Source organism: Pseudomonas sp. 39004 (genome assembly GCF_028682155.1).
Classification (GTDB): Bacteria; Pseudomonadota; Gammaproteobacteria; order Pseudomonadales; family Pseudomonadaceae; genus Aquipseudomonas; species Aquipseudomonas capeferrum.
In genome coordinates, this window is sequence record NZ_JANIAG010000048.1 from 21,957 (window position 1) to 32,731 (window position 10,775).

Genomic DNA, 10,775 nt, shown 5'->3' on the forward strand with positions numbered 1-10,775 from the left:
ATCAGCGCAGCAAACCGCTGCCACCGTAGCCTTTCAGGTTGGCTTTCTTCATCAGGGATTCGTACTGGTGCGAAACGAGGTGCGATTGTACTTGGGACATGAAGTCCATCACAACCACTACCACAATCAGCAACGAGGTCCCGCCAAGGTAGAACGGCACATTTGCTGCCACCACCAGGAACTGGGGCAGAAGGCAGACGGCCATCATGTATAGGGCACCGAACATGGTCAAACGGGTCAGAACGCCATCAATGTAGCGCGCCGACTGCTCACCAGGACGGATACCCGGAATAAAGGCACCGGACTTCTTCAGGTTTTCCGCTACGTCTTTCGGATTGAACATCAACGCTGTGTAGAAGAAGCAGAAGAAAATGATCCCTGCACTAAACAGCAAAATGTTCAACGGCTGACCAGGAGCGATCGACTGCGAGATGTCCTGCAGCCAGCCCATACCTTCGGACTGACCGAACCAGGCACCCAGCGAAGCCGGGAACAGCAAAATGCTGCTGGCGAAAATGGCCGGGATAACCCCTGCCATGTTCACCTTCAACGGCAAGTGGCTGGTCTGCGCAGCGAAGACCTTGCGGCCCTGCTGACGCTTGGCGTAGTGAACGGCGATACGACGCTGACCACGCTCAATGAACACCACGAAACCGATAATCGCTACTGCCAGCAAACCGATAGCGACCAGGGCGAAAATGTTGATATCGCCTGTGCGCGCAGACTCGAAAGACTGCCCGATTGCTCTCGGAAGACCGGCAACGATACCCGCGAAGATCAACATCGAGATACCGTTGCCCACACCGCGCTCGGTGATCTGCTCGCCCAGCCACATCATGAACATCGCGCCTGCCACAAACGTGGAAACCGCGACGACATGGAAGCCTAGACCGGCAGAAAACGCCACGCCCTGGTTGGCCAGGCCAATGGACATGCCAATGGCTTGGACCAGCGCCAGAATAACGGTGCCGTAGCGGGTGTACTGGCTGATCTTGCGACGGCCAGCTTCACCTTCCTTCTTCAACTGCTCCAGTTGCGGGCTGACCGCCGTCATCAGCTGCATGATGATCGATGCCGAAATGTACGGCATGATCCCCAGTGCAAAGATGCTCATGCGCTCAAGCGCACCACCGGAAAACATGTTGAACAAGCTAAGAATGGTCCCCTCATTCTGCCGAAACAGATCCGCCAAACGGTCCGGATTGATGCCTGGAACCGGGATATGCGCACCTATCCGATAGACGATGATCGCCATGAACAGAAAGCGCAGACGAGCCCAGAGTTCCGACATCCCGCCCTTACCGAGCGAAGAGAGAGCACCTTGCTTAGCCATTTATTCCTCGAATTTGCCGCCAGCTGCTTCGATAGCCGCACGCGCACCCTTGGTGGCTGCGATGCCCTTGATGGTGACTGCGCGAGTAACTTCGCCAGACAGCATGATTTTCACACGCTGAATGTGCTGGTTGATCACGTTGGCATCCTTCAGGGATTGCACGGAGATCACGTCGCCTTCCACTTTGGCCAGCTCGGACAGACGCACTTCTGCGCGGTCCATGGCTTTCAGCGAAACGAAGCCGAATTTCGGCAGACGACGGTGCAGCGGCTGTTGACCGCCTTCGAAGCCCGGAGCGATCGAACCACCCGAACGGGAGGTCTGACCTTTGTGGCCACGGCCGCCGGTCTTACCCAGACCGCTACCGATACCACGACCCGGACGATGTTTTTCGCGACGGGAACCCGGCGCTGGACTCAGATCATTGAGTTTCATCGATTAACCCTCGACGCGCAGCATGTAGTAAGCCTTGTTGATCATCCCGCGATTCTCGGGAGTATCCTGGACTTCTACAGTGTGACCGATGCGACGCAGACCCAGACCCTTAACGCACAGTTTGTGGTTAGGAATACGGCCCGAGACGCTCTTGATCAGCGTTACTTTAACGGTTGCCATGATCAGAAGATCTCCTCGACGCTCTTGCCGCGCTTGGCAGCAATGGATTCAGGAGATTGCATGGCTTTCAGACCCTTGAAGGTGGCGTAAACCACGTTCACTGGGTTGGTCGAACCGTAGCACTTGGCCAGAACGTTCTGAACACCAGCAACTTCCAGGACAGCACGCATTGCGCCGCCGGCGATGATACCGGTACCTTCCGAAGCAGGCTGCATGTAAACCTTCGAGGCGCCGTGGGCAGCCTTGGTGGCGTACTGCAGGGTAGTGCCCTTCAGGTCAACCTGGATCATATTGCGACGAGCAGCTTCCATGGCTTTCTGGATCGCGGCTGGTACTTCGCGCGACTTGCCACGGCCGAAGCCAACACGACCTTTACCATCACCTACCACGGTCAACGCGGTGAAGGTGAAGATACGGCCGCCTTTTACGGTCTTGGCAACGCGGTTAACTTGAACCAGCTTCTCGATGTAGCCTTCGTCGCGCTTTTGATCGTTATTTGCCATAACTTAGAACTCCAGCCCGCCTTCACGAGCAGCATCAGCCAGCGCTTTGACGCGGCCATGGTACTTGAAGCCGGAACGGTCAAAGGCAACTTGAGATACACCGGCGGCTTTCGCACGCTCAGCTACCAGCTTGCCAACCTTAGTGGCCGCGTCGATGTTGCCAGTGGCGCCATCACGCAGGTCTTTGTCCAAGGTCGAGGCGCTTGCCAGAACCTTGCTGCCGTCGGCCGAAATGACCTGGGCATAGATGTGCTGCGAGGAGCGGAACACGCACAGGCGCACGACTTCGAGTTCGTGCATCTTGAGGCGTGCTTTGCGAGCGCGACGCAGTCGAGTAACTTTTTTGTCGGTCATTTGCTAGGCCCTACTTCTTCTTGGCTTCTTTACGACGGACTACTTCGTCCGCGTAACGCACACCTTTACCTTTGTAAGGCTCTGGCGGACGGAAGTCGCGGATTTCAGCGGCCACCTGACCTACCAGCTGCTTGTCGATACCCTTGATCAGGATGTCGGTCTGGCTAGGTGTTTCAGCGGTGATACCGGCTGGCAGTTCGTAGTCCACTGGGTGCGAGAAGCCCAGGGCCAGGTTCAGGACGGTGCCCTTGGCCTGAGCCTTGTAACCAACACCGACCAGCTGGAGCTTACGCTCGAAGCCTTGGCTTACGCCTTGGACCATGTTGTTGACCAGAGCGCGGGTAGTACCGGCCATGGCGCGAGCTTGCTGGTCACCATTGCGAGCGACGAAACGCAGCTCACCAGACTCTTCGGTAACTTCAACAGACGAGTGAACGTTCAGTTCGAGAGTGCCTTTGGCACCCTTCACCGAAAGCTGCTGGCCGGCGAATTTGACTTCGACACCAGATGGCAGCTTAACGGGGTTCTTAGCGACGCGAGACATGTCTATCCCCCCTTAGAACACTGTGCAGAGAACTTCGCCGCCGACGCCGGCAGCGCGCGCAGCGCGATCAGTCATCACACCTTTGTTGGTGGAGACAATAGACACGCCCAGACCGCCACGTACTTTCGGCAGATCGGTGACGGCCTTGTACTGGCGCAGGCCTGGACGGCTGGAGCGCTTCAGTTCCTCGATGACCGGACGGCCTTCGAAGTACTTCAGTTCGATCGACAGGGAGGGCTTGGCTTCGCCACTGACTTGGTAGCCAGCGATGTAACCTTCATCCTTCAGAACTTTGGCAACCGCAACCTTCAGCGTAGAGGAAGGCATGCTCACGACGGACTTTTCAGCCATCTGGGCATTACGGATGCGAGTTAGCATGTCCGCTAACGGGTCCTGCATACTCATGGGCTAGATGCTCCTGATACAAGAATTATTAGCCTTGCGGCTATCACAACCACCCGAGCGGGTTGGGTAAAAAACCCAGGCTCAGGTGAGCCGGTCATTCTAGACACAAGGCAGAAACGAAACAAGCCCCATATAGGGGCTTGTTTGTTGGCGAGGTCACCGGCGGTCGGAAGATTGCTCCCCTTCCACCGGGATCACACCTGCAGCGATTACCAGGAGGCCTTGACCAGACCTGGTACGTCACCACGCATTGCCGCTTGACGCAGCATGTTACGGCCCAGGCCGAACTTACGGTATACACCGTGAGGACGACCGGTCAGGCGGCAACGGTTGCGCAGACGCGCAGCGCTGGCATCACGTGGCTGCTTCTGCAGAGCGACAACGGCAGCGAAACGCTCCTCAGGAGAGGCGTTCAGGTTGACGATGGTCGCTTTCAGCTCAGCACGCTTTTTGGCGAACTTGGCTACCGTGAGCTGACGCTTCAGCTCGCGGTTTTTCATGCTCTTCTTGGCCATTTTCCTACTCCAATCAGTTGCGGAACGGGAATTTGAAAGCACGCAGCAGAGCGCGGCCTTCGTCATCCGAACGAGCAGTGGTGGTCAGGGTGATGTCCAAACCGCGCAGAGCATCGATCTTGTCGTAATCGATTTCCGGGAAGATGATCTGCTCTTTCACGCCCATGCTGTAGTTGCCACGGCCATCGAAGGACTTGGCATTCAGGCCGCGGAAGTCGCGAACCCGAGGCAGGGAGATCGCCAGCAGGCGGTCCAGGAATTCGTACATCTTGTCGCTACGCAGGGTCACCTTGACGCCGATCGGCCATCCTTCACGGACTTTGAAGCCCGCGATGGATTTACGAGCGAAAGTCACGACCGGCTTTTGACCGGTGATCTTTTCCAGGTCGGCAACAGCGTGCTCGATGACTTTTTTGTCGCCGATCGCTTCGCCCAGACCCATGTTCAGGGTGATTTTGGTAACGCGCGGAACTTCCATCACGTTCGACAGCTTAAGTTCTTCCTTAAGCTTGGGAGCGATTTCGTTCCGGTAAATCTCTTTCAGTCGTGCCATGGTCTTCTACCTAGCAGTGTTCAAGCATCAACCGCTTTTTGGGTCGACTTGAAGACACGAATTTTCTTACCGTCTTCTACTTTGAAACCAACGCGGTCAGCCTTGTTGGTTTCGCCGTTGAAGATGGCAACGTTGGAAGCGTGCAGAGGCGCTTCTTTCTCGACGATACCGCCCTGAACGCCCGCCATCGGGTTAGGCTTGGTATGACGCTTGACCAGGTTCACACCACCGATAACCAGACGGTCATCAGCAAGAACCTTCAGCACCTTACCGCGCTTACCTTTGTCTTTGCCGGCGATCACGATGATCTCGTCGTCACGACGAATCTTTTGCATGTCGGATCTCCTTACAGCACTTCAGGGGCGAGCGAGACGATCTTCATGAACTTCTCAGTACGAAGTTCACGGGTCACTGGCCCGAAGATGCGAGTGCCGATCGGCTCTTGCTTGTTGTTCAGCAGAACAGCAGCGTTGCCGTCGAAACGAATGATGGAACCGTCAGCGCGACGTACACCGTGACGGGTACGGACGACAACAGCGGTCATCACCTGGCCTTTTTTGACCTTACCGCGCGGAATTGCTTCCTTGACGGTTACTTTGATGATGTCACCGATGCCAGCGTAACGACGGTGCGAACCGCCGAGTACCTTGATGCACATGACGCGACGAGCGCCGCTGTTATCGGCCACATCGAGCATGGATTGAGTCTGAATCATAAAATTTCTCCGACCCCTAGCCCTTAGACTTCAACAGCGCGTTCGAGGACTTCAACCAGTGCCCAGGACTTGGTCTTGGCCAGCGGACGGGTTTCGGTAATCGAAACTTTGTCGCCGATCTTGCACTGGTTGGTTTCGTCGTGCGCGTGCAGCTTAGTCGAACGCTTAACGTATTTACCGTAGATCGGGTGCTTTACGCGACGCTCGATCAGAACGGTGATGGTCTTGTCCATTTTGTCGCTGACGACACGGCCAGTCAGCGTACGGACGGTTTTTTCAGCTTCAGCCATGATCACTTACCTGCCTGCTGGTTGAGCACAGTTTTCACGCGAGCGATGTCACGCTTAACTTGCGAGAGCAGGTGCGACTGCCCCAACTGGCCAGTTGCTTTCTGCATGCGCAGATTGAACTGGTCGCGCAGCAAGCCGAGCAGTTGCTCGTTCAGCTGCTGTGCCGATTTTTCACGAAGTTCATTCGCTTTCATCACATCACCGTCCGCTTAACAAAGGAGGTGGCGAGAGGCAGCTTTGCAGCAGCCAGGGCGAAAGCTTCGCGCGCCAGCTCTTCAGAAACACCCTCGATCTCGTACAGGACTTTGCCTGGCTGGATCTGGGCAACCCAGTATTCCACGGAGCCCTTACCTTTACCCATACGAACCTCGAGAGGCTTCTTGGAGATCGGCTTGTCCGGGAACACACGGATCCAGATCTTGCCGCCACGTTTAACGTGACGGGTCAGAGCACGACGTGCCGACTCGATCTGGCGGGCGGTGAGGCGACCGCGAGCAACAGCTTTCAGGGCGAATTCGCCGAAGCTGACTTTGCTACCGCGCAGTGCCAGACCACGGTTGTGGCCAGTCATCTGCTTGCGGAATTTTGTACGCTTTGGTTGCAACATTTGGCGTACCCCTTACTTAGCAGCTTTTTTACGAGGCGCTGGTGCTTGTGGTTTCAGTTCTTCTTGGCGACCACCAATAACTTCGCCTTTGAAGATCCAAACCTTCACACCGATCACACCATAAGTGGTGTGAGCTTCGTAGGTGTTGTAGTCGATATCGGCACGCAGGGTGTGCAGAGGCACACGACCTTCGCGATACCACTCGGTACGAGCAATCTCGGCGCCGCCGAGACGACCGCTCACCTGGATCTTGATGCCCTTGGCACCAATACGCATGGCGTTCTGTACGGCGCGCTTCATGGCGCGACGGAACATTACGCGGCGTTCCAGCTGCTGAGCTACGCTCTGCGCAACCAGCATAGCGTCGAGTTCCGGCTTGCGGATCTCTTCGATGTTGATGTGCACAGGCACACCCATCTGCTTGGTCAGGTCCTGACGCAGCTTCTCGACATCCTCACCTTTCTTACCGATAACGATACCGGGACGAGCAGTGTGGATGGTGATGCGTGCAGTTTGAGCCGGACGATGAATATCGATACGGCTTACGGACGCGCTTTTTAGTTTGTCTTGGAGGTACTCACGTGTTTTCAGATCCTTCAACAGGTAATCTGCGTAAGTAGCACCGTCTGCGTACCAGACGGAGGTGTGCTCCTTGACGATTCCCAGGCGAATGCCAGTGGGATGTACTTTCTGACCCATCTGATCGACTCCGTTACTTGTCCGCAACCTTGACAGTGATATGGCAAGACCGCTTGACGATGCGATCAGCACGGCCTTTGGCACGTGGCATGATGCGCTTCAGCGAACGCCCTTCGTTGACGAAGACGGTGGAGACCTTCAGGTCATCAACGTCTGCGCCTTCGTTGTGTTCGGCGTTGGCAACGGCCGACTCGAGGACTTTCTTCATGATTTCAGCGGCTTTTTTGCTGCTGAAGGCCAACAGGTTGAGCGCTTCGCCCACCTTCTTCCCGCGGATCTGGTCGGCGACCAAGCGGGCTTTCTGGGCGGAGATGCGAGCGCCCGACAACTTAGCGGCTACTTCCATTTCCTTACCCCTTAACGCTTGGCTTTCTTGTCAGCCACGTGCCCGCGATAGGTGCGGGTACCGGCGAACTCGCCCAGTTTGTGGCCGACCATGTCTTCGTTCACGAGAACTGGGACATGTTGGCGACCGTTATGAACCGCGATGGTCAGACCGACCATTTGTGGCAGGATCATCGAGCGACGCGACCAGGTTTTAACTGGCTTGCGATCGTTCTTCTCCACCGCCACTTCGACCTTCTTCAACAGGTGAAGATCGATAAAAGGACCTTTTTTCAGAGAACGTGGCACTGTCGTATCCCTCTAGTTACTTGCGACGACGGACGATCATGTTGTCGGTACGCTTATTACCACGGGTTTTAGCACCCTTGGTTGGGAAGCCCCATGGCGATACCGGATGACGACCACCAGAGGTACGACCTTCACCACCACCATGTGGGTGGTCAACCGGGTTCATGGCAACACCACGAACGGTTGGGCGAACGCCGCGCCAGCGTTTGGCACCAGCTTTACCCAGCGAACGCAGGCTGTGCTCGGAGTTCGAGACTTCGCCCAGGGTCGCACGGCACTCAGCCAGTACTTTACGCATCTCACCGGAGCGCAGACGCAGAGTCACGTAGACGCCGTCACGAGCGATCAGCTGAGCCGAAGCACCAGCGGAACGAGCGATCTGAGCACCTTTACCCGGCTTCAGTTCGACGCCGTGAATGGTGCTACCTACTGGGATGTTGCGCAGCTGCAGGGAGTTACCGGCCTTGATTGGGGCCAGGGCACCTGCGATCAGCTGGTCGCCAGCGCTCACGCCTTTAGGGGCGATGATGTAGCGACGCTCACCGTCTGCGTAGCACAGCAGGGCGATGTGAGCAGTACGGTTTGGATCGTATTCGATACGCTCGACAGTGGCTGGGATGCCATCTTTGTCGTTGCGACGGAAGTCGACCAGACGGTAATGCTGCTTGTGACCACCACCAACGTGACGAGTGGTAATGCGGCCATTGTTGTTACGACCACCAGACTTCGATTTCTTCTCGAGCAGCGGTGCGTGAGGAGCGCCTTTATGGAGCTCCTTGTTGACCACCTTGACCACGAAACGGCGGCCAGGGGAAGTCGGTTTGCATTTAACGATTGCCATGATGCACCCCTTCCTTACTCAGCACTGCTGCTGAAATCGAGATCTTGGCCTGGCTGAAGGGAGACAATTGCCTTCTTCCAGTCATTACGCTTGCCCAGACCACGTGCGGTACGCTTGGTTTTACCCAGAACGTTAACGGTCGACACGTTTTCAACTTTTACGTTGAACAGGCCTTCGACAGCTTTCTTGATTTCCAGCTTGGTTGCGTCGGTAGCAACCTTGAATACGAACTGGCCTTTCTTCTCAGCCAGAACGGTAGCCTTCTCGGAAACGTGCGGGCCAAGGAGGACTTTGAATACGCGTTCCTGGTTCATCCCAGCAGCTCCTCGAATTTCTTCACGGCCGAGACAGTGATCAACACTTTCTCGTATGCGATCAGACTGACCGGGTCGGAACCTTGAACGTCACGTACATCGACGTGCGGCAGGTTGCGAGCAGCCAGGTACAGGTTCTGATCAACAGCGTCCGAAACGATCAGAACGTCGCTCAGACCCATGCCGTTCAGCTTGTTCAGCAGATCTTTGGTTTTCGGTGCTTCAACAGCGAAGTCCTGAACCACGACCAGACGGTCGCTACGCACCAGCTCGGCGAGGATGGAGCGCAGAGCTGCGCGATACATCTTCTTGTTGAGCTTTTGCGAGTGATCTTGAGGGCGAGCTGCGAAGGTAACACCACCGCCACGCCAGATCGGACCACGAGTGGTACCAGCACGAGCACGGCCAGTACCCTTCTGACGCCATGGGCGCTTACCGCCACCAGCCACGTCGGAACGGGTCTTTTGCTGCTTGGTGCCCTGACGGCCGCCGGCCATGTAGGCCACGACTGCTTGGTGAACCAGCGTCTCGTTGAATTCGCCACCGAAAGTCAGTTCGGAAACTTCGATCGCCTGAGCGTCATTTACATTAAGTTGCATGTCAGTTTCCCCTTAACCGCGAGCCTTGACAGCCGGACGTACAACCACGTCGCCGCCAGTAGCGCCAGGAACGGCACCCTTGATCAGCAGCAGGTTGCGTTCAGCGTCTACGCGTACTACTTCCAGGGACTGAACAGTCACGCGCTCGGCGCCCATGTGGCCGGACATTTTCTTGCCCTTGAACACACGACCAGGAGTCTGGCACTGGCCGATGGAGCCTGGGACACGGTGCGACACGGAGTTACCGTGGGTGTTGTCCTGACCACGGAAGTTCCAGCGCTTGATGGTACCGGCGAAGCCTTTACCTTTGGACTGACCAGTAACGTCTACCAGCTGGCCTGCAGTGAAGAGTTCAGCTTTGATCGAGTCGCCAGCCTGGAACTCGCCTTCTTCAAGGCGGAACTCCCAGACACCGCGACCAGCGGCAACGTTCGCTTTAGCGAAGTGACCTGCCTGAGCAGCAGTCACACGCGAAGCACGACGCTCGCCGACAGTGACTTGCACTGCACGGTAGCCATCGGTTTCTTCAGTCTTGAACTGGGTGACGCGATTCGGCTCGATCTCAATGACCGTGACCGGAATGGAGACACCTTCTTCGGTGAAAACGCGGGTCATACCGCATTTACGACCGACTACACCAATAGTCATGTTGTAACCTCATGAGTGTACGGGGCTTTCACCCGCTATGGCCGCCCATTTCAGAGCGTTACACGGACAAGACCGAAGTCTTAGCCGAGGCTGATCTGCACTTCCACACCTGCCGCGAGATCAAGCTTCATCAGCGCATCAACGGTTTTATCCGTTGGCTGGACGATGTCCAGAACGCGCTTATGAGTGCGAATCTCGTACTGGTCACGCGCGTCTTTATTGACGTGCGGGGAGACCAGAACGGTGAAACGCTCTTTGCGGGTAGGCAGTGGAATTGGACCACGCACTTGTGCACCAGTACGTTTCGCGGTTTCCACGATTTCCTGGGTGGATTGGTCGATCAGGCGATGGTCGAAAGCCTTCAACCTGATACGGATTTGCTGATTTTGCATTGGATTTCAGACTCCAGGCTGTTCCCAACGGACGCACTACGCCCGCTAAAAGGAGGCGTGATTCTATAGACGGCTCAATTTAGTGTCAACCCAATAAAAAAAACCCCCGCTGAGCGGGGGTTTTTTCAATCGATCGAGTGATTACTCGATGATTTTGGCTACGACGCCGGCGCCGACGGTACGACCGCCTTCACGGATAGCGAAGCGCAGACCGT

At 56.2% G+C, this 10,775-nt stretch carries 22 protein-coding genes and 1 pseudogene; all 23 read right to left on the reverse strand.

Going from position 1 to position 10,775, the window contains the following annotated elements; translation table 11 throughout:
* Position 1 precedes the first annotated feature (1 nt).
* On the reverse strand, positions 2 to 1,333 hold the full coding sequence (gene secY / locus NP534_RS11070) for a preprotein translocase subunit SecY (protein WP_003255459.1): 1,332 nt from the start codon (positions 1,331 to 1,333) through the stop codon (positions 2 to 4).
* On the reverse strand, positions 1,334 to 1,768 hold the full coding sequence (gene rplO / locus NP534_RS11075) for a 50S ribosomal protein L15 (protein WP_003255461.1): 435 nt from the start codon (positions 1,766 to 1,768) through the stop codon (positions 1,334 to 1,336).
* Between the two features lie 3 nt (positions 1,769 to 1,771).
* Positions 1,772 to 1,948 carry a 50S ribosomal protein L30 gene (gene rpmD, locus NP534_RS11080; protein ID WP_008089798.1) on the reverse strand — a complete coding sequence of 59 codons (177 nt, stop codon included), beginning with the start codon at positions 1,946 to 1,948 and terminating at the stop codon, positions 1,772 to 1,774.
* A gap of 2 nt (positions 1,949 to 1,950) precedes the next feature.
* Complete coding sequence (gene rpsE, locus NP534_RS11085) at positions 1,951 to 2,451, reverse strand: 30S ribosomal protein S5 (RefSeq protein ID WP_003255465.1); 501 nt, start codon at positions 2,449 to 2,451, stop codon at positions 1,951 to 1,953.
* Positions 2,452 to 2,454: 3 nt separating this feature from the next.
* Positions 2,455 to 2,805, reverse strand: a complete 351-nt coding sequence (gene rplR / locus NP534_RS11090) for a 50S ribosomal protein L18 (RefSeq protein ID WP_008089801.1) — start codon at positions 2,803 to 2,805, stop codon at positions 2,455 to 2,457.
* A 10-nt stretch (positions 2,806 to 2,815) separates the two neighbouring features.
* Complete coding sequence (gene rplF, locus NP534_RS11095; RefSeq protein ID WP_003255469.1) at positions 2,816 to 3,349, reverse strand: 50S ribosomal protein L6; 534 nt, start codon at positions 3,347 to 3,349, stop codon at positions 2,816 to 2,818.
* A gap of 12 nt (positions 3,350 to 3,361) precedes the next feature.
* Entirely contained in the window at positions 3,362 to 3,754 is a 393-nt protein-coding gene (rpsH, locus tag NP534_RS11100; protein WP_027594873.1) for a 30S ribosomal protein S8, read from the reverse strand.
* 209 nt (positions 3,755 to 3,963) lie between these two features.
* Positions 3,964 to 4,269: a 30S ribosomal protein S14 gene (gene rpsN / locus NP534_RS11105; protein ID WP_012316516.1), complete on the reverse strand. Its 306-nt coding sequence runs from the start codon at positions 4,267 to 4,269 to the stop codon at positions 3,964 to 3,966.
* A 13-nt stretch (positions 4,270 to 4,282) separates the two neighbouring features.
* A complete protein-coding gene (gene rplE / locus NP534_RS11110; RefSeq protein ID WP_003255474.1) occupies positions 4,283 to 4,822 on the reverse strand; it encodes a 50S ribosomal protein L5 in 540 nt (179 codons plus the stop codon).
* A gap of 20 nt (positions 4,823 to 4,842) precedes the next feature.
* A complete protein-coding gene (gene rplX / locus NP534_RS11115) occupies positions 4,843 to 5,157 on the reverse strand; it encodes a 50S ribosomal protein L24 (protein ID WP_003255476.1) in 315 nt (104 codons plus the stop codon).
* A gap of 11 nt (positions 5,158 to 5,168) precedes the next feature.
* Positions 5,169 to 5,537: a 50S ribosomal protein L14 gene (gene rplN / locus NP534_RS11120; protein WP_002555479.1), complete on the reverse strand. Its 369-nt coding sequence runs from the start codon at positions 5,535 to 5,537 to the stop codon at positions 5,169 to 5,171.
* Positions 5,538 to 5,560: 23 nt separating this feature from the next.
* A complete protein-coding gene (rpsQ, locus tag NP534_RS11125; protein WP_023534981.1) occupies positions 5,561 to 5,827 on the reverse strand; it encodes a 30S ribosomal protein S17 in 267 nt (88 codons plus the stop codon).
* A 2-nt stretch (positions 5,828 to 5,829) separates the two neighbouring features.
* Positions 5,830 to 6,021: a 50S ribosomal protein L29 gene (rpmC, locus tag NP534_RS11130; protein ID WP_002555481.1), complete on the reverse strand. Its 192-nt coding sequence runs from the start codon at positions 6,019 to 6,021 to the stop codon at positions 5,830 to 5,832.
* The gene (gene rplP / locus NP534_RS11135) at positions 6,021 to 6,434 is read right to left on the reverse strand and encodes a 50S ribosomal protein L16 (RefSeq protein ID WP_003255479.1); all 414 of its coding nucleotides are present in this window, start codon (positions 6,432 to 6,434) and stop codon (positions 6,021 to 6,023) included. The genes rpmC and rplP overlap by 1 nt, the downstream gene beginning before the upstream one ends.
* A 12-nt stretch (positions 6,435 to 6,446) precedes the next feature.
* Complete coding sequence (gene rpsC / locus NP534_RS11140) at positions 6,447 to 7,133, reverse strand: 30S ribosomal protein S3 (protein WP_003255481.1); 687 nt, start codon at positions 7,131 to 7,133, stop codon at positions 6,447 to 6,449.
* Positions 7,134 to 7,146: 13 nt separating this feature from the next.
* Positions 7,147 to 7,479, reverse strand: coding sequence for a 50S ribosomal protein L22 (gene rplV, locus NP534_RS11145; protein ID WP_003103908.1), 333 nt, complete (start codon positions 7,477 to 7,479; stop codon positions 7,147 to 7,149).
* Between the two features lie 11 nt (positions 7,480 to 7,490).
* Positions 7,491 to 7,766 carry a 30S ribosomal protein S19 gene (rpsS, locus tag NP534_RS11150; protein ID WP_003255482.1) on the reverse strand — a complete coding sequence of 92 codons (276 nt, stop codon included), beginning with the start codon at positions 7,764 to 7,766 and terminating at the stop codon, positions 7,491 to 7,493.
* Positions 7,767 to 7,782: 16 nt separating this feature from the next.
* Positions 7,783 to 8,607, reverse strand: coding sequence for a 50S ribosomal protein L2 (gene rplB / locus NP534_RS11155; protein WP_008089816.1), 825 nt, complete (start codon positions 8,605 to 8,607; stop codon positions 7,783 to 7,785).
* A 14-nt stretch (positions 8,608 to 8,621) separates the two neighbouring features.
* Positions 8,622 to 8,921, reverse strand: a complete 300-nt coding sequence (gene rplW / locus NP534_RS11160; RefSeq protein ID WP_003255484.1) for a 50S ribosomal protein L23 — start codon at positions 8,919 to 8,921, stop codon at positions 8,622 to 8,624.
* On the reverse strand, positions 8,918 to 9,520 hold the full coding sequence (gene rplD / locus NP534_RS11165; protein ID WP_003255485.1) for a 50S ribosomal protein L4: 603 nt from the start codon (positions 9,518 to 9,520) through the stop codon (positions 8,918 to 8,920). The genes rplW and rplD overlap by 4 nt, the downstream gene beginning before the upstream one ends.
* A 12-nt stretch (positions 9,521 to 9,532) precedes the next feature.
* Entirely contained in the window at positions 9,533 to 10,168 is a 636-nt protein-coding gene (gene rplC / locus NP534_RS11170) for a 50S ribosomal protein L3 (protein WP_027594871.1), read from the reverse strand.
* 80 nt (positions 10,169 to 10,248) lie between these two features.
* The gene (rpsJ, locus tag NP534_RS11175) at positions 10,249 to 10,560 is read right to left on the reverse strand and encodes a 30S ribosomal protein S10 (RefSeq protein WP_003186070.1); all 312 of its coding nucleotides are present in this window, start codon (positions 10,558 to 10,560) and stop codon (positions 10,249 to 10,251) included.
* Positions 10,561 to 10,701: 141 nt separating this feature from the next.
* Positions 10,702 to 10,775, reverse strand: a pseudogene (locus tag NP534_RS11180) (hypothetical protein); the annotation flags it as partial.